The organism is Virgisporangium aliadipatigenens (genome assembly GCF_016863615.1).
In the GTDB taxonomy this organism is placed as follows: Bacteria; Actinomycetota; Actinomycetes; order Mycobacteriales; family Micromonosporaceae; genus Virgisporangium; species Virgisporangium aliadipatigenens.
Map to the genome: position 1 here is coordinate 1 of NZ_BOPF01000076.1, position 15,816 is coordinate 15,816.

The 15,816-nt window shown below is 68.6% G+C and carries 19 protein-coding genes; 5 read left to right on the forward strand and 14 right to left on the reverse strand.

The window, feature by feature from the left end; all coding sequences use genetic code 11:
• Positions 1–218: 218 nt before the first annotated feature.
• Positions 219–947 carry a GntR family transcriptional regulator gene (locus Val02_RS46150; RefSeq protein ID WP_203905738.1) on the reverse strand — a complete coding sequence of 243 codons (729 nt, stop codon included), beginning with the start codon at positions 945–947 and terminating at the stop codon, positions 219–221.
• Between the two features lie 92 nt (positions 948–1,039).
• On the opposite strand from Val02_RS46150, the gene Val02_RS46155 reads away from it, so the two are divergent.
• Positions 1,040–1,492 carry an NUDIX hydrolase gene (locus Val02_RS46155; protein WP_239153854.1) on the forward strand — a complete coding sequence of 151 codons (453 nt, stop codon included), beginning with the start codon at positions 1,040–1,042 and terminating at the stop codon, positions 1,490–1,492.
• Here the strand turns inward: Val02_RS46155 and Val02_RS46160 are convergent.
• From Val02_RS46160 to Val02_RS46170, 3 genes are all read right to left on the reverse strand, one after another.
• The gene (locus tag Val02_RS46160) at positions 1,447–2,040 is read right to left on the reverse strand and encodes an HD domain-containing protein (protein WP_203905739.1); all 594 of its coding nucleotides are present in this window, start codon (positions 2,038–2,040) and stop codon (positions 1,447–1,449) included. The genes Val02_RS46155 and Val02_RS46160 overlap by 46 nt on opposite strands.
• Before the next feature lie 329 nt (positions 2,041–2,369).
• Positions 2,370–3,062 (reverse strand): hypothetical protein, encoded by a 693-nt coding sequence (locus tag Val02_RS46165; RefSeq protein ID WP_203905740.1) that lies wholly within the window; start codon positions 3,060–3,062, stop codon positions 2,370–2,372.
• A gap of 790 nt (positions 3,063–3,852) precedes the next feature.
• Entirely contained in the window at positions 3,853–4,419 is a 567-nt protein-coding gene (locus tag Val02_RS46170) for an Ig domain-containing protein (protein WP_239153855.1), read from the reverse strand.
• A 535-nt stretch (positions 4,420–4,954) separates the two neighbouring features.
• Between Val02_RS46170 and Val02_RS46175 the strand changes: the two genes are divergently transcribed.
• Positions 4,955–5,452 carry a hypothetical protein gene (locus tag Val02_RS46175; protein ID WP_203905742.1) on the forward strand — a complete coding sequence of 166 codons (498 nt, stop codon included), beginning with the start codon at positions 4,955–4,957 and terminating at the stop codon, positions 5,450–5,452.
• 54 nt (positions 5,453–5,506) lie between these two features.
• On the opposite strand, the gene Val02_RS46180 is transcribed toward Val02_RS46175, so the two are convergent.
• Entirely contained in the window at positions 5,507–5,776 is a 270-nt protein-coding gene (locus Val02_RS46180; RefSeq protein ID WP_203905743.1) for a hypothetical protein, read from the reverse strand.
• Between the two features lie 72 nt (positions 5,777–5,848).
• Between Val02_RS46180 and Val02_RS46185 the strand changes: the two genes are divergently transcribed.
• Positions 5,849–6,217 (forward strand): GntR family transcriptional regulator, encoded by a 369-nt coding sequence (locus Val02_RS46185; RefSeq protein WP_203905744.1) that lies wholly within the window; start codon positions 5,849–5,851, stop codon positions 6,215–6,217.
• A gap of 27 nt (positions 6,218–6,244) precedes the next feature.
• On the opposite strand, the gene Val02_RS46190 is transcribed toward Val02_RS46185, so the two are convergent.
• From Val02_RS46190 to Val02_RS46220, 7 genes are all read right to left on the reverse strand, one after another.
• Positions 6,245–6,628, reverse strand: a complete 384-nt coding sequence (locus tag Val02_RS46190) for a DUF6188 family protein (protein WP_203905745.1) — start codon at positions 6,626–6,628, stop codon at positions 6,245–6,247.
• A 134-nt stretch (positions 6,629–6,762) separates the two neighbouring features.
• Positions 6,763–7,191 (reverse strand): MarR family winged helix-turn-helix transcriptional regulator, encoded by a 429-nt coding sequence (locus Val02_RS46195; RefSeq protein WP_203905746.1) that lies wholly within the window; start codon positions 7,189–7,191, stop codon positions 6,763–6,765.
• A gap of 486 nt (positions 7,192–7,677) precedes the next feature.
• Complete coding sequence (locus Val02_RS46200; protein ID WP_203905747.1) at positions 7,678–8,790, reverse strand: sensor histidine kinase; 1,113 nt, start codon at positions 8,788–8,790, stop codon at positions 7,678–7,680.
• Positions 8,787–9,620 carry a CPBP family intramembrane glutamic endopeptidase gene (locus tag Val02_RS46205; RefSeq protein ID WP_203905748.1) on the reverse strand — a complete coding sequence of 278 codons (834 nt, stop codon included), beginning with the start codon at positions 9,618–9,620 and terminating at the stop codon, positions 8,787–8,789. Before Val02_RS46205 ends, Val02_RS46200 begins: the two co-directional genes overlap by 4 nt.
• 114 nt (positions 9,621–9,734) lie before the next feature.
• A complete protein-coding gene (locus Val02_RS46210) occupies positions 9,735–10,229 on the reverse strand; it encodes a nucleoside-diphosphate kinase (RefSeq protein WP_239153856.1) in 495 nt (164 codons plus the stop codon).
• 20 nt (positions 10,230–10,249) lie between these two features.
• The gene (locus tag Val02_RS46215) at positions 10,250–10,936 is read right to left on the reverse strand and encodes a LamG-like jellyroll fold domain-containing protein (RefSeq protein WP_239153857.1); all 687 of its coding nucleotides are present in this window, start codon (positions 10,934–10,936) and stop codon (positions 10,250–10,252) included.
• Positions 10,937–11,073: 137 nt separating this feature from the next.
• Positions 11,074–12,645: an alkaline phosphatase D family protein gene (locus Val02_RS46220; RefSeq protein WP_203905750.1), complete on the reverse strand. Its 1,572-nt coding sequence runs from the start codon at positions 12,643–12,645 to the stop codon at positions 11,074–11,076.
• 46 nt (positions 12,646–12,691) lie between these two features.
• On the opposite strand from Val02_RS46220, the gene Val02_RS46225 reads away from it, so the two are divergent.
• Positions 12,692–13,189, forward strand: coding sequence for a pyridoxamine 5'-phosphate oxidase family protein (locus Val02_RS46225; RefSeq protein ID WP_203905751.1), 498 nt, complete (start codon positions 12,692–12,694; stop codon positions 13,187–13,189).
• Between the two features lie 80 nt (positions 13,190–13,269).
• Entirely contained in the window at positions 13,270–13,674 is a 405-nt protein-coding gene (locus Val02_RS46230; RefSeq protein WP_203905752.1) for a hypothetical protein, read from the forward strand.
• A gap of 20 nt (positions 13,675–13,694) precedes the next feature.
• On the opposite strand, the gene Val02_RS46235 is transcribed toward Val02_RS46230, so the two are convergent.
• Both Val02_RS46235 and Val02_RS46240 read right to left on the reverse strand, forming a co-directional pair.
• A complete protein-coding gene (locus tag Val02_RS46235) occupies positions 13,695–15,212 on the reverse strand; it encodes a GGDEF domain-containing protein (RefSeq protein WP_203905753.1) in 1,518 nt (505 codons plus the stop codon).
• A 121-nt stretch (positions 15,213–15,333) separates the two neighbouring features.
• On the reverse strand, positions 15,334–15,816 hold a 483-nt coding region (locus Val02_RS46240; RefSeq protein ID WP_203905754.1), incomplete at its 5' end, for a TetR-like C-terminal domain-containing protein.

Here is a 15,816-nt window from a genome sequence, read left to right on the forward strand (position 1 = left end):
AACGACGAACGTCAACCGCGCCCGCTGCACGTACACCCGCCACACCGGCGGATCCACCAGCGCCATAGCGCTGGCAGGACGTGCGCTAAACAGCTTCAGACCTGCCATGAGCAGCACCTCCTCAGATCAGGCACTCATGAGCCTTGATTCGAGAGTAGGGAGGTGTACTCGTGTACACAAGTGACTTTACAAGACCATCTTTTCGAGCGTCCGTGGATCTACCGGGCGGGCAGGCTGTAGAACAACACGAATGCTGCCGCATCCATCACGGTGTCGCACACCTCTACCGGACGTCCCGAAGCAACTGCGGTTCGCACCAGATGCAGCACTGGCGTTGCTACCGGAAGGGTGAGGATGCGGGCCTCCTCCTCGGACGGCATCCGAGCAGTGATCTCTTCGTCGTAGCGCTCGAAGACGAATCCTTGGTCTTCCATCCGCGCGTAGATCCCGCCGGGTCCCGAGTTCGGCTCGGCGATCGGTGTGCCATCGGCAATATCGAGCGGGATGTACGAGGTCGCGTATTCGATCGGCTGCCCTTCGGCCAGATACCGTCGACGACGGATGATGACCTCTGCGTCAGCGTCAAGTCCCAGTTTTTCGGCGGCACCGGCAGGTACAGCACCTCGCCCGATGTAAAGCACGTCCACCGCAAAGGCGCGCTTGTTGGCCTCCATGTCGACGGTGAAGGCCGCCTTGCCTTCCTTGCGTCGGGCGAAGCGGTCGGACGATAGCCGGCGGACCGGCGGCTGTCGCCGCACGAACCAGCCGCGTCCGTGTTCCGCTGTTACTAGGCCCTCGGTCACCAAGACTGACAACGCTCGCCGAGCGGTTACGCGGCTCACTTCGTAGTCCGCGACTATCGAACTTTCGGACGGCAGTTGGCCCCCGGGCGGCAACTCCCGCGATTCAATCTTGCCTCTGAGGATGTCAGCGATCTGCCGATACACGCTGCGGTCGCTAGCGGGATCAATCCTTGACGAAGGCACGCGCGCAGCTCCAACAGGTATACATGTGTCGACAACATGTTAACCTAACGCGCATGACGCACGCTATGAGCCATCGCCACTCGGTCAGCGTCGCTGCCGCCATTGTGGACGAGTTCGGCCGGGTGCTCGTCACGCAGCGCCGCGACAACGGCCATTGGGAACCGCCAGGCGGCGTACTTGAGTTCGATGAGTCGATTCTCGACGGGCTCAAGCGCGAGGTGCTGGAGGAGACAGGACTTGCCGTCGAGCCCACCCGGCTTACTGGCGTCTACAAGAACATGGCGAGGGGAATCGTCGCACTGATGTTCACGGCTCGCATTACGGGCGGAACACCCACCGTCAGCGACGAGACCAGTCAGGTTGAGTGGTGGACAGCGGAGATGGTCAGCAGCCGCATGGACGCTGCCTACGCCGTACGAATTCTTGACGCGCTACGCCAGGACGGCCCGGCCGTGCGTGCTCATGACGGCGTCTCGGTGCTCGCGGACCTGACGTCATTGCCGTAGCCGGCGCAGGTCACCTCCGCATTGAGCACTCTGGCGTTTGCTCCTCGTATCTCGGGCGCTGACGCCTCAATGGCGCACGGAACAGTGTGTTCAAGGCCGTACCGCTGCTTGATCTCCGCCAACCGTGCGGCGAACGTCACCGGCTCGCCGACCGGACTTGTCGTCATGTCGCAGTACCAGACAGCGTCCCGCACGAGTGTCGCCTCATCGGGAAACGCCGCCATCTCATCCGTCAGCCCCCGCAAGGAAGCCTCAACCGCCGCGCCGGAATGGTTCCCGACCAAGCCGCACAGGCGAGGGTTGGCGCCGAGGCGTGACAAGTAACGGGCACCGTCGAGCGGGTGAAATCCGGTCACCTTGATCTGTGACGAGTAGCCGATGTCATGCAGCCAAGCCGCCATGACCAACAGGTCTGCCTCGCCGCCGACTGCTGGACGCAGTCCCTCGGCCTTCGCAGCCACCGCCTGAACGTGTCCCCACCGTCGGGGCAGTTCCGCAGCCATCAGCCGCTCCGCAAGCTCACGCGCCCACACGATGGACTCCCGCATAGCCGTTGACGCTAAGGCGCCAACCACCTGCCGACCAACCGCTAACGCACGAGGATTCCCGGAGAGCGCCGACTGACCGGCGCACATCGGGCACTAGTTGGTGAGAACTTTCCATACGTCTTCAAGGCGGCCGCAAGCGGCCGCGCGCTGCCGATGCGGGCATCGCCGCTCCGCCTTGCCGCTTCGCTCCCGGCGGGCGGCGGCCCATCGGCGCGCCTCACGCAGACAGCACGAAGCCCAGCTCGTCACGAAATGCCAGCGAGCTGGGCTTCAGCACTGAGGACCGTTTTGAATCAACCTTAAGCGGAGTACTGGCCGGATGGTCGCTACTAGGGCTTGCGCCGCAACACGTCGGTCGAGAGCCACTGAAATAGGAGAACGGCGAGGTTCACGGCGGCTTCGGCTTCCTCTCGTGTCTGCGGCCGAGATTTTGGCGCACCGCCATGTCTGGAAACCTGCGCCTGCCACAAGGTTTCCATCATGGCCACGATACTGTCGACCGAACGCGGCGAACCACTCAAATCGGGCAGCAATATCTCCCACTTGTGGCCCGAATTCTTCAGTTCACCAATCGCCGTACCCAAAGTGGCCTTATTGCTTGACGCTTTTGTCGGCTCAACGAGAGGGCACGCAACTTCCTCGATCGCTTTGATGGCTTCACTTATAGCCTTGTCTGGATCGGCACCCACACCGTAGGCGGCATGCCATGCCCGCGCTAGGTGATCTGCCGCCAGACCTTTCGCCGAAGCGACAGCCTCGCTCGAAGCCTTTTGGACAGTTTCGTCGACCCGGCGAGCCAGGCCGCGGCCCACCATATCTACTCGATAGAGCGATCCAGCGTCCACAAGCAGCACGTCTAGCGCTCGCAATTCTCCCTCAAATGCCTTGAACGTAGCCAGATACGGAGGCCATTGCCAAGCAGGGTGGAAGTAGATCAGTGCATCTACTACCTCCAATAAATTGTCCTTATCTGCGGGCGAAACTAGCAGATCAATGTACGAGCCACGCTGTGGGGCCGGCATCCGAAGTCTCATCGCAACCCGTCGACACAGAGAAGGATAATCATTAGCCCGTGCACTGATCCACGTTACTAGAGGGCCGACGAGCCATACCGGCACACCGTCATGCAGTGAGTCATCAACGGCTTTTCCAGCGAGTCGCTGACTCAGGGGCTGGAAGGGTCGGATCTGCGCCATTTCGACTCCTGACGGGCGTGGGGTGATCACGAATTTTACGGTCCGCTGATCTATCAGCCCACCCCTTTTGATCCGGGACCCTCAAGCCTCGCCGGACTTGCCATCCGGATATGCAGGGCCTCCGGCCCTACGACCCGGTGCCGGCCTCCGGCGGCCAGGACTTCCAGCCCTGGACCCGGGCGTCCGGGATGACGACGGAGCAGGGCCGTCGGTGTGTCACCCGGCTCCCACCCCAGGCAGCCAGACCGCGCCGACCTGGTCCAGGTCGTTCGTCCAGTAGGGCGCTCCACCTGGACCAGGTCGGCGCGGTCCAGCAAGACGCGACATGCGAGCCGGGATGACGCACCTTCGAGGGCGGGGAGCATCTGGGGAGCGAAACCCGTAAAGACCAGCTTGACGGACCGACGCAGACCGACGACAACCACCATCCTGAGCAGCACATATAGCCAGATGTCCCTGCCCCAAATCGATCCCGACCTACTTCGGGACGAAGAGGCCGTCGGTTCAAATCCGGCTACCCCGACCAGCACCGAAAGGCCAGGAGGGACTAGTTCCCACCTGGCCTTTCATCGTTCTAGGGCACCAGCTGACTACCGTTCGAGCGGATCCGCAGTGATCAGCAGGTCGGGCAGGCCTCGCGTCTGACGCGAATGGTGAAGCTGACACTTCCCTGCCCACCGCCGCCGACATCCGTGGCGGTGACCGTGACGTTGTATGTTCCGACGGTGGTGACCTGGCCGCCGATGTAGCCGTTCGACGGGACGATGCTCACCCCCGGAGGCAGGCCGGTCGCCGACCAGTTGTACCTACCGCTCGCACCGGTTGCCTGCATCTGCAAGTCCACGGGGTCCCCGAGGAACCTGGTCTGGGTACCCGGGCTGGTGACCGTCACCGGCGGCGGGGGCGGGTTCATGTCCGGCGGCGGGCAGTCCAGCCTGACCGGCCCGCCACCGGTCGATCGGGTGATGAACTCCGGAGACCCCGAAAGGTATTGGACCGTCGCGGTGGCCCGGCCCGAGTAGTAGCCGGACTCGCAAAACGCGCCCGGGTTATTGACGCCGAGACCGAACAAGGGGGTCAGGGTGGTGTTCTGCCATACATCGGTACGGCCGTACACGCTCTGGGCGGGGCCGTTGACCTGCCCGTGATAGAGCAGTTCCACGGTGAGGTCGATGCGACGCACCGGGCCGTCGCACTGGACCGTCGCGGTGTAGTTGACGGTCCTGTCGCTGACCTTGCTCGGTGGGCTGCCCAGGAAGACGTACCAACAGTTGTGCCCGTCGGGAACGGCGGCGGATGCCGGTGTGGCGAAGGCAAGGGGTCCGATGGAAACGGCTGCCGCGGCCAGGGCCAGCAGTGAGCGGAATCGATTGCGGCGCAAGAGCGGGGTCCCCTTTCGTCTCGCATTTGTTGGAGGCGCGTCGGACCGTAACGCCATCAATGCGCATGCATCAATGAAGTGCGGCAGGGCTGCAGGAAATGAGGCAACTCAGGATGTGCCGCCGCGCCGGTATGCCGACGGTCGTCCGGAAACGTCCACAAGCGTCCGCGAACGTTCGGGAGCGTTCCGGACGGTGGCCGGACGGCATCCGCACGTCCCGTGCTGATGGCATGAGCATTGATGACCGCGGTCCACCGCGACCGCACCACCCCGGACAAGCCGTTTCCGACCCGGCCGCTCGCGGCACCGCGGACAACCCATCGAAGGGAATGACTCCGTGACCAGCGTCAAGAAATACCTCGGCGCGACCCTCATCGCGCTGGCTGCCTCCGCCACCGGCGTTCTGGCGACACCCGGCGCCGCACACGCGGCACCGGCGAAGTACGAGGTCCTCAACAAGTCGTTCTACTCCGGCGTCTCCAACCCGGGCGGCGCGGTCGCGAGCTGCTTCAACCCGAACGCCACGTGCACGCTGACCGTGACGCTCAGCAAGTCGACCACCATCACCACCAGCTTCGGCTACACCGGCGAGGGCATTGCCAGCCAACTCGGCTTCCAGTTCAACCGCACGGTCTCGGCGGCCGCGGCCTGCACCTCGCCGAAGCTGCGCAGCAATCAGCAGTACGTCGCGTACAGGCTCGGCCGGCAGGCGCGGTACAAGATCCGGCGCACCACCTACTCACGGAACCGCATCGTGGTCAAAACGAGCGGCTGGCTCTATGCGTGGGAGCCGTACACCGGCGCCCAGATCAGGTGCTATGTCGTGAACCGCTGACCTTTTCGGGGGATGCTCCGGGCACCTGGCGGGTGTCCGGAGCGCCCGGGCCGCTCAACCGTCGATCAGCATGAGCGCGCGGTCGAGGGCATCGCGCAGCCGGCGAAGCTCAGCGCCATCCAGTTCGGCGGTTACCGGCAGGGCGTCTTCGTTGAATTGGGACAGCGCGACGATGCGGCCATCGTGGCGTTCGAGGATCTCGACCGTGAGGCCGGAGTCGGCCCATTCGAACTCGCCGACGTACCGGTCGCAGCCGTCGCCAAGTGAGTGGTATACGGGCCAGCAATGGGACATGCGGATCTCCTGACGCGAGAGAACACCCAAACACCGTCCGAGCCGTTTACGTCTAGACGTATACACCACCGGATGACCGTTCGTCCAACATAGAGTTGCCTGATGATCACGCCGGATCGTGAAGGCGCCGCGTACCGGCAGCTCGCGGCCGTTCTGCGGGATCGCATCCGCGCCGGCGAGCTGCCCGCTGGAAGCCGGGTCCCCTCGGAGAAGGATCTCCACGACGAGTTCGGGCTGGCGCGGGAGACCATCCGTCGCGCGCTGGCAGTCCTGCGCCAGGAGGGGCTCGTCGAGGTTCGGCACGGCCACGGGACGTTTGTCGTCGAGGCGCCGCCGCGCGTCGTCCTGGCGGCCGGTGACAGCGTGACGTCCACGGCCGCGCTCACCGTCACCCGCGCGTCCGGCGACGTCGAGACGTATCCGACCGGGACGACGCTCCTCGTGGGCCAGCAGGCGGCGCGGGCACGCTGACCTGCCCGAAAGGCTCCGTGATGCCGCCTACTGTCCGTCCCAGTCGGGGTGGCCGCCCGGGCCCACCGTGATCGGTGCGACGCCGGTGCCCGTGAGATCCCAGGACTCGTAGTGCGGGTGCGGGTAGACGCGCAGTTCCATCCCGCTGTCGAACGCCATCAGCAGCGCACCGGCACCCCGCACCTCGACCAGCCGCACGGTGTGCCCGAACAGGTCGAGCACGGGAGCGAGGGCGGCGCCGGTGCCGGGTTCGAGGTGGTGCCACGTGCCGGCGGTGTCGCGCAGCATGAGCGTGGTCTCGATGACGAGTTCGGCGTCGACGCGACCGCTGTCGACGAGCAGCAGCCGCACCTGCTGGTCGAACGCCGTCCGGTACACCGCGCACCCGACCAGCGCCGTGGGGACTCTCATTCGTACCCCGTCGCCATGACCAGCACCTCGGCGTTTTTCTCCGCGGAGACCGCCGGGGCCGTACGCGTTGTCCATGCGGCAATGATCTGTGAAAGCGTGCGCCGACGGCTGCCCCCGAACGGCGGTTCGGCCGCTCACGCGTCCATGAGCTTGCGCAGCGCGCGGGTCAGCGTCTCGCGTTCGCGGGTGGTGAGGACGGCGAAGCGGTCGTCGTTGAACGCGGTCACCACCGGGTAGGCCGACTCCAGCGCGTTCCGGCCGGCCGCGGTGAGCAGCAGCCGCGCGGCTTTCCCGGGCGTGGCTTCCGAACGGTCGACCAGCCCCGCCGCCACCAGCCGCGCCAGTGACTCGCTGACGCTCTGCGCGGTGATCAGGACCTGGCGGGCCAGTTCGGCCTGACTGATGCCGGGGTCCCGGGCGATGACGGCCAGCATGCTGAACTGCCGCGGATTGATGCCCGCCGACCGGAGCGCGGCGTGCCAGTCGCGGGACATCCGTTCGGCGCACACGACCAGCAGATAGCCGAGCTGGGCGTGCGGATCCAGTGGTTCGAACTCCGGCACGCGCCCTATGATGAACCATCAGGCACCTGATGGTTGCCGCACCGGCGGACCCGGAGACGAGGCGCGATGCGCGGACTGACACTGGCGGCGGTCGTCGCCTACGCCTACTGGTTCTTCGGCAACCTCTACGAGGCCGTCGTCTTCTCCCCCAACTGGGTCGTCGACACCGATGCCCAGATGCGCCGGCTGGAGGAGTTCTTCGTCCACACCGGCCCGACGCTCTACTTCGTTCCCCTGTCGTGGGCCGGGCCGGTGCTGACCTGGATCCTGTTCGCCAGGGACCGGCGGCGGTACCGGGCGCCGGCCGCGGTCGCGCTGGTGCTGACCATGCTCAACACGCTCATCGTCGGGCTGGTCGTGGTGCCGCTGTTCGACCCGGACGTGGTGGGCAAGGCGCCCCTGGCCTGGACGTGGAACGGGCTCAACCTGGTCCGGATGGCGCTCACCGGGACGGCCGGCGGGCTGATGTTCCAGGTGTTCCGCGGGCTAGACCGGGATGCGGGCGCGCACCACGAAGCCGTCGTCCCGGGGACCCGCGCGGAACTGCCCGCCGAGCGCGGTCACCCGCTCGCCGAGCCCCGCCAGACCGCGCCCGCTCCCGCCGACCGACACGGTCGACGCGCCTGAGCCGTCGTTGCCCACCTCCACCGTGATCGCCTTCGGGTCGTGCCGGACGTGCACCGCGGTCCGCGCGCCGTGGGCGTACTTGAGGGCGTTCGTCAGCGCCTCCTGCACCACCCGGTAGGCGAGGTGCTCGGCATCGCCGGTCACCTGCCGCGGGCCGCCCTCCTCGGTGAACTCGACCGGCTGGCCGGCCCGGCGGGTCTGCTCCACCAGCGCGCTCAGGCCGCCGTGGTCCGGGTTCAGGACGTTCAGCAGGTGGCGCAGGTCGGTGATGGCCTGCCGGCCGGTGTCGGTCACCGCCGTCAGGGTCTGCTCCAGGCGATCCGGCGCGGCGGTCAGGTACTTCGCCGACTCGGCCTGCACCACCATGGCCGTCACGTGGTGCGTCACGACGTCGTGGAGTTCGCGGGCGATGCGGGTGCGCTCGGCGCTGCGGGTGGTCTCGGCGACGAGCCGACGCCGGTCCGCCTCGGAGGCCCGGTAGAGGCGCAGCCAGGTCCCGACTCCCCACGGGATCCAGAGCACGAGGTAGAACGTCGCCAGCCCGGCCACCCCCTCGGGCGAACCCGCCAGGTGCAGCCCCACGGCCATCGGCACATACGCGAGCGAGACGAGGACGATGACCGCGCTCCGGTGACGTTCCACATAGGCACCTGCACTCATCAGCGCGACGGCGAGCGCGGTACTCGCGACCGTGTGGTATCCGCGGAGCTGGTCGACGGCGAAGCCGAGAAACACCAGGGCCAGGCAGAGGGCGGGCATCCGCCGGCGCACGGCGAGCGGGAGGGTCTCCAGCGCGATCACCCCGACGGTCAGCGCGTCGAACGGCCGCGCGGGCAGCTCGCCCACCTGGGTCCCGTGGCCGTCGATGACCGGCACGTACGACAATCCCGCGAGCAGCAGCCCGAACGAAAGATCCCGGACCCGCACGTCGAGTCGACGCCACAGGCCCGGGATCCGCCCGAAGTCGATCACCGGGCGAGCGTAGCGGTGAGTTCGGCCGGGGTGGTGCCGCGCCGGCGGGGCACCACGAACCCGCGCCGCCGGGCGATCCACATGAACACGGCCGTCGCGAGCAGCCCCGCCAGCAGCGAGAACACGCTCGCCTCCGGCCCGAACGCGCCACCGCTCAGCAGCGCCGGCCCGGACAGCACGCCGTCCAGCAGCCCCTCGGACGTCTTCCCGGAGACCTCGGTGCCGAAGATGCCGGCCTCGGCGAAGTTCCAGCCCAGGTGCAGACCGATCGGCAGCCACAGCGAACGGGTGGCGACATAGGCGGCGCCGAGCATCCCGCCCGCCTCGACGGCGATGGCGATCGCGGCCCACAGGCTGGCGTTCGGGTTGGCCAGGTGCATCAGGCCGAACAGCAGGCCGGTCGAGCCGAGCGCGATCCAGGTGCCGGCGCGCTTCTCCAGGTGGCGGAAGAGGATGCCGCGGAAGATGAGTTCCTCGGTGGTGGCGGCGGCCGCCATGAAGCCCAGCACGCCGAGCGCACCGAGCACGGTGCCGGGACCGTCGACCCGGTAGTGCCCGAGGGCCCCGATGGCGACGATCACGGCGCCGAAGAGCGCCACCCCGAGCAGGGTGCCCCGCCAGAGCGGCCGGACGGCGCCCTCGGGAGCGAGTTCGTCCGGGGTGCGCTGCTCGGTGCGGCGCACCACCCACCGGTACGCGAGGATCGCCAGGACCGCCGTGGCGGCACCGAGGGCGAGCGTGAGGATCGGATTGTCCGACACCTGCGCGACGAGGTTGCTGCCGATGACGGAGACCAGGGCGACGGCTCCGAGCTGCTTCAGGAATCGCATGACCGGAACGCTATGGATCGCGCCGCCGGAAATCGTCACCGTGCGGAGGGCACCCGGCGGTAGCTCGCCCGGGGGACGACGAGGTGGGGCCGGCCCGGGACCGACCCCCGTCGCTCAGAACGTGTAGCGCTCGGCCACCGACTCGTACTCGAACAGCTCGGCCGCCGGGAACCACAGCTCCACCTCGTACTTCGCCTCCTCGGCGTTGCCCGACGCGTGGATCAGGTTGGCGGCCACCTTGTGCTGCGCCGTGGTGTACGCCTTCGACGTGTGCGCGAAGTCGCCGCGGATCGTCCCGGGCGGCGCCTCGTTGGGGAACGTCCCGCCGACGAGCCGCCGCACGTTGGCCACCGCCTCGACGCCTTCGAGGCAGAGCGCGATCACCGGGCCGGTCTGCATGAAGTTGGCCGTCACGTCGTACACCGACTTGCCGAAGCGCTCCTCCAGGTCGAAGTAGTGCTTCTTGGCCAGGTCGGCGTCGATGCGCACCATCTTGGTCCCGACGATCTTCAGACCGGCGTCCTCGAAGCGCTGGATCACGCGTCCGGCGAGCCCACGGGCGACGGCATCGGGCTTGAGCAAAACCAACGTGCGTTCAATGACGGCCATAGCGGGAGATTACCTGGCGCTCAGGCCATGAACTCGCGCGGAGCCAAAGCCCGTGACGAGACCCGCACGTCGCCGATCCAGCCGTAGAAGCCCTGGCCGTAGCGTTCGGCGAACTGCGTAGCCCCGATCACGAACGGCTTGCCGAGCGTCGAGATGCCCTTCGCGCGCCGGGACGGATTACGCGCGACCCGCGAACCGTCGACGTACACGACCGTGCGGCGGGAGTCGTTGACGACGGCCAGATGCATCCAGCGGCCCACCGGCAGGGCGTGGCTCCACGAGGTGGGGTCGGCGTCCACGTCCGTCGGATACACCACGAACTGCAGGAAGCGTTCCGGCGACAGGTTCAGGCTGCAGGTGGGCTCCTCGGGCGACCAGCCGCTGGACTTGCCGGCGTCCGCCCGGAACGTCTCCGACGCCAGCGCGATCTCGGGTTCGGTGCCGTGTTCGGTGACGTCGCCGAGATGCGTCATGAACGCCACGTTCTTCTGCGCCAGCAGGTACGTGAACGTCTCGCGCAGGGGTGCGGGTTCGGCGCTGTCCGCGTCGAACAGGTACCGGGTGTCGGGAAGCACCGCGAGGGCGAAACGCGGGTTCTCCGCGTCGAAACCGCCGGCGGTCGGGGTGTGTGCGGCGGCCGGGCGGTCGACGAAAAGCGGCGCGGCGGATCCCGCGAGCGCGGACTGGACGAGAGTGCGTCGTTCCACGCCAGCGAGCGATGTCGATAGAGGTGACGGGCGGTGAACGCCGGTCATCCCTCCGCCGATCTTGCAGTTGTGGCGGGGAGATATGCGCCTCGGACCGGACACGCCGGGCGCCACAACTGCAAGATCGCGCAGAGCGCTCAGACCGACGCCCACCCCGGACGCCCGGCCTCCGCCACGAACACCCGCTCCGTGCGCACCGACGCCTCCGGCGCCCGCACCGTGCTCACCAGCCGCAGCCGCGCCTCGAAGGTCGCGGACGTCACCGCGCACAGCAGATACCCGCGGCGGTTGTCGATGTACCTCCAATGTGGACTGTCGACCATGATCGGGTCGTAGGTGTTGTGGAACGGCACCGGATCCGCGTCCCCGCCGGAGGTGATGGACGTTCCGGTCAGCTCCACACCCACCACCGGCGACGCCGGGTCGTCGAAGTCCGGCCGCAGGTCGCTGACCCAGGTGCAGTGCCGGTCCCCGGTGAGCACCACCGGATTGGCGACCCGACCGCCGAAGAACTCCAGCAGCCGCCGCCGCTGCGCCCGGTACCCGTCCCAGTTGTCGAAGTCGAACGTCTGCGCCGGGCCGGCGGTGCGGTCGTTCTGCGCCCACATCACCTGGTTGGCGAGCAGGTTCCAGCGGGTGCCGGAGGTGGTGAGCCCGTGCGTGAGCCAGCGTTCCTGTTCCTCGCCGGTCATGCTGCGCGCGGGGTCGTTCGCCTCGTCCAATGTGGACGGTTGGTCGCTGCGGTACTGGCGCGTGTCGAGCACGTGCACGCTCGCCAGCCGGCCGTAGCCGATCCGCCGGTAGAGCTTCATGTCGAGGCCCTGCGGGAGAGAAGAGCGGCGCAGCGGCATGTGCTCGTAGTACGCCTGCAGAGCGGCCTTCCGGCGTTCCCGGAACGCGGCAGGGGACTGCAGATCCGGGTCCTGCGGGATCTCGTCGGCCCAGTTGTTGTCGATCTCGTGATCGTCGAGCGTGACGATCCAGGGGAACGCGGCGTGCGCGGCCTGCAAATCGGCGTCGGTGCGGTACTGGGCGTGCCGGTTGCGGTAGTTCTCCAGCGTGTACGGCTCACCGCTCCCCTCGTGCAGCCGCACGGCGTTGGGGTTGGGCTTGCTCTCGTAGATGTAGTCCCCGAGGAACGCCACGAAGTCGATGTCCTCTGTGGACAGTGAGCGGTGTGCCGTGTAGTAGCCGGCCTGATAGTCCTGGCAACTGGCGAACGCGAACCGCAGCCGGTCGAGCCGGGCCCCCGCTGCCGGCGCGGTGCGGGTCCGTCCGACCGGCGACGCCTCGCCGCCGACGCGGAAGCGGTACCAGTACTCGCGTCCGGGGGCGAGGCCGGTCACCTCGACGTGCACAGAGTGGCCGAGTTCCGGTGCGGCGTGGGCGGTTCCGGCGCGGCGCACGCGGCGGAAGCGTTCGTCGTCGGCGACCTCCCAGCGCACGGGCACGACCCGTTCGGGCATCCCGCCACCGGCGGTCGGCTGCGGGGCGAGGCGGGTCCACAGGACAACCCCGTCCGGTGCGGGGTCGCCGGAGGCGACGCCGAGCGTGAACAGGCCGGCGGGCAGCGGTTCGGGCGCTCCGGGGCGCGGCACGGCGGCGGCCCCCTCCGGGCCGAGCAGTGCCGGTCCGGCGACCAGGCCGGCGACCAGCCCGGCCCCGCCGGCCACGAACCGTCTCCGGGCAATCGGATAGGAAAGCGACATACGTCGATGCTGTGCGGTGCGGCGTGAACACCGGAGGAGTCCCCGGGTGAACAGCCGTCACCGCGCGCGCCACGCCGCCGTTTCTTCCCGCATGGAGACCGTCGCCGACGTCGAGCGTGTGGTCCGGGCCACGCTCGCGGCCCACCCTTCGCTGTTCCTCGCCACCTGCGGTGTCTCGGGTCCGTGGGTCAACGGCGTCTTCTTCGCCGAGACGGGTCCGTTCACCCTCTCCCTCGTGTTGGAACGCCACGGGCGCACCCTCGCGGCCGTCCGCCGGGACCCGCGGGTGGCCGTGATCGTGTCGACGGGTTCGCCGATGGACCCGTTCCTGCAGGCGAAGGCGGTGGCCGAGGTGGTCGACGGGCTCGACGGGGAGGCGGTGCGCGCGGCGCTGATCGCGAAGGTCCCGCAGGCGGCGCCGTTCCTCAGCACGCCGATCGAGGCGGTCCGGCTCACGGTCGGCCAGTGGCGCGTGACCGACATCCCGAACGGCTGGCTCCCCGGCCGCCCGTTGCTGGCGGAGGAAACGCTCGAACCCGCGTAGAAGTTACGGTCGGATATTGGACTTTCCCCTGTCGATCGCATCTTTGAGCCTACTCAAATACGCGGCCATACACTTCGGAAATGGACGCGGGAACGGTGGCTCTGGCCTCGTCGGCGGCGAGCATCCTCGTCTCCGACATGACCCGTGACGGCTGGGTCGCCACCCGCCGCACCGTCGTCGGGCTGTGGCAGCGGCACCGGCCGGAGGCCACGCTGCGGATCACCGCCGCGCTCGACGACGCCCGCGCCGAACTGCTCGCCGCCCGTTCCCGAGGTGACCATCTCGTGGCCGACGAGCTGATCGCCGAATGGCAGGGGCGCCTGCGCCGGCTGCTCGTCTCCGCCCCGCAGGTGGCCCACGAACTCCGCGCCGAGCTGGGCATCCTGCCGTCCACGCCGGCCCCGCGCGACAACCGCGGCAGCGTTTCCTCCGCCGGCCGCGAAACGTATGTCCGCGGGAACGCACGGCACCGAAAAGACGACTGAGTTCTTCGCGGCTCGCACGGTCAGGTCAACCGCGGCCGCACCGACCGGTCGCCGTGGGCGCGGGACGTCGCCACACACTCCGGATCGTCCCCGACGGCGGCGAGGGCTTTGCCGGCGGCCTTCGCCCGATAGAGGAGCACGTCGGCCTCGTGGAGCAGCTCTTCGAGGTGCTGCGCCCCGCGCGAGATCGCCACGCCGGCACTGCCGCGGATGTTCACGGTCGTGCCGGCGAGGGTGGCCGGGCCGGTGAGCGCCGCCTCGACGCGGTGCGCCAGCACGGCGGCGTCGCCGGGGGGCTCGACGTCGCGGATCATCACGGCGAACTCGTCGCCGCCGAGCCGTGCCACGAGATCCTCGGCGCGTACCGCTGACGTCAGCCGACCCGCCACGACCTTCAGGAGTTCGTCGCCGGCGGCATGGCCGAGCGTGTCGTTGACCGTCTTGAAGCCGTCGAGGTCGATGAGGATCAGCGCGACGTTGCTGCCCGGTTCCCGCAGCGCCCCGACGGCGACGTCGTAGAACTTCGCACGATTGGCGATCCCGGTCAGGGAGTCGTGAAACGCCTGGTACGCCAGCCGGGTGCGCTGCTCGGCGAGGCTGCGCAACAGTGCGATGTTCATCCGGACGGTGAGGAACTGCCGGAGCAGCACGAGCGCGGACATGGCGTACAGCGCCCACAACCCCGTGTCGTTGAGGTCGTGGCGCCAGATCGCGACCCCGCCGACGGCGAACGCCAGCGCGACGGGGATGTACGGCAACGACGCGGCCACCGATGACATCTTCTCGGCCTCGACGGAGCTGACCGGTGGAACGGAGCTGCGACTGGCGACGACGAACAGAACGGTCATCCCGACGTAGAGGCCGCCGAAGCCGTTCGCGAACCACACCCGCGTCTGGACGAGGTTGTCCACGTAAATCACGATCATGACGGTGCCGGCGAAGCAGGCGACCGCCTGGAGCGTGAACGCGTTGACGCCGTGCGACACGCTCCGGGCGAGCAGGGTGAGCGCGAACGCGCCGACGACCACCTCGAACGCGGTCACCCCCAACGCGAACATGGTGACCTCCGGTGCCGCGGCCCGCGCCAGGTCCGACAGGATCACCTGCCACAGCACGAAGAAGCTCGCGACCGAGATGACGGTCGTGTCCACGAAACGGCGCAGCCGCATCGCCGCCGTTGCCCCGGACGGCGTCATCAGCACCATGGCGAGCGCTGTCGCCGGGAGCGTGACGGCGTTGACGTACTCGGCGACGCCGGGTCCCGGATCCGTTCGCAGCGAGAACATCCGGTCGGCGACGAACCAGGCGTTGGGCCCGGCCCAGCAGCCGGTCGAGACGCAGACGCAGGCCCACGCCGCGCGCATCCGGCCCGCGCTCCGCCGCGCCAGCCGGGCGTAACCGACGGCGGCGTAGGTGCAGCCCAGGAAGAGGACGAGCGACAGCACCAGGGACGCCGTGGTGACCGATACCCGGTACATCAGGTGCTGCGTGACCAGGCACGCCAGGATCAGGGTGGCCGCCCGCCGGACCCACACCACGATCGCACCTCCGTCGGTCCCGGGCTGGCCGCCGCTCCACCTACGGTGCTGATGCTCCTCCTTCAGCGGTGGCGAAGAGGCGCCTTCCCCTCGACCCGTACCGGGGTCCGCCGGCGTGGGATCAGTGCGGCCAGTCCTTCAGCGCGCGGTCGAGGGCCGCCACCAGCTGGTCGAAGGAGCGGTCCACGTCCTGCGGGAGGCCGAAGCCGCCGGCCGCCTCGAGCATGACGAAGCCGTGCAGGGCGCTGCGGACGGCACGGGTGGCGTCGATGGCGGCCGGCCCGCTGAGGTCGTAGGCCCGCAGCGCGGCCGTGATCACCGAGACCGCGCGCAGGGCATCGGCGGTGTGGGCGGCGTCGAGCGGGTCGGCCACCCGCTGCGCCGCGAGGTAGCGGCCCGGATACCGCTTCGCGTAGTCGCGATAGGCCCGGGCCAGCTCGGTCAGCGCCGCCGCCCCGGACCGGCCGGCGGCCGCTTCGGCGAAGACGTCGGCCAGCTCGGCGGCCCCGCGGGCGGCGATCCGCTGCCGGACGCCGGGGAGCCCGTCGACGTGCTTGTACAGGCTGGGCAGGGCGACCCCGAGCCGCTTGGCGAGGGTGGCGAG

What these genes read in the sequence shown, in the direction of transcription:
- Val02_RS46190 (WP_203905745.1), bottom strand. Translation starts at nt 6,628, where the DNA reads ATGAGAGTCCCCACGGCGCTGGTCGGGTGCGCGGTGTACCGGACGGCG.
- Val02_RS46155 (WP_239153854.1), top strand. Translation starts at nt 1,040, where the DNA reads ATGACGCACGCTATGAGCCATCGCCACTCGGTCAGCGTCGCTGCCGCC.
- Val02_RS46165 (WP_203905740.1), bottom strand. Translation starts at nt 3,062, where the DNA reads ATGCCGGCCCCACAGCGTGGCTCGTACATTGATCTGCTAGTTTCGCCC.
- Val02_RS46185 (WP_203905744.1), top strand. Translation starts at nt 5,849, where the DNA reads ATGATCACGCCGGATCGTGAAGGCGCCGCGTACCGGCAGCTCGCGGCC.
- Val02_RS46210 (WP_239153856.1), bottom strand. Translation starts at nt 10,229, where the DNA reads ATGGCCGTCATTGAACGCACGTTGGTTTTGCTCAAGCCCGATGCCGTC.
- Val02_RS46230 (WP_203905752.1), top strand. Translation starts at nt 13,270, where the DNA reads ATGGACGCGGGAACGGTGGCTCTGGCCTCGTCGGCGGCGAGCATCCTC.
- Val02_RS46220 (WP_203905750.1), bottom strand. Translation starts at nt 12,645, where the DNA reads ATGTCGCTTTCCTATCCGATTGCCCGGAGACGGTTCGTGGCCGGCGGG.
- Val02_RS46205 (WP_203905748.1), bottom strand. Translation starts at nt 9,620, where the DNA reads ATGCGATTCCTGAAGCAGCTCGGAGCCGTCGCCCTGGTCTCCGTCATC.
- Val02_RS46160 (WP_203905739.1), bottom strand. Translation starts at nt 2,040, where the DNA reads ATGCGGGAGTCCATCGTGTGGGCGCGTGAGCTTGCGGAGCGGCTGATG.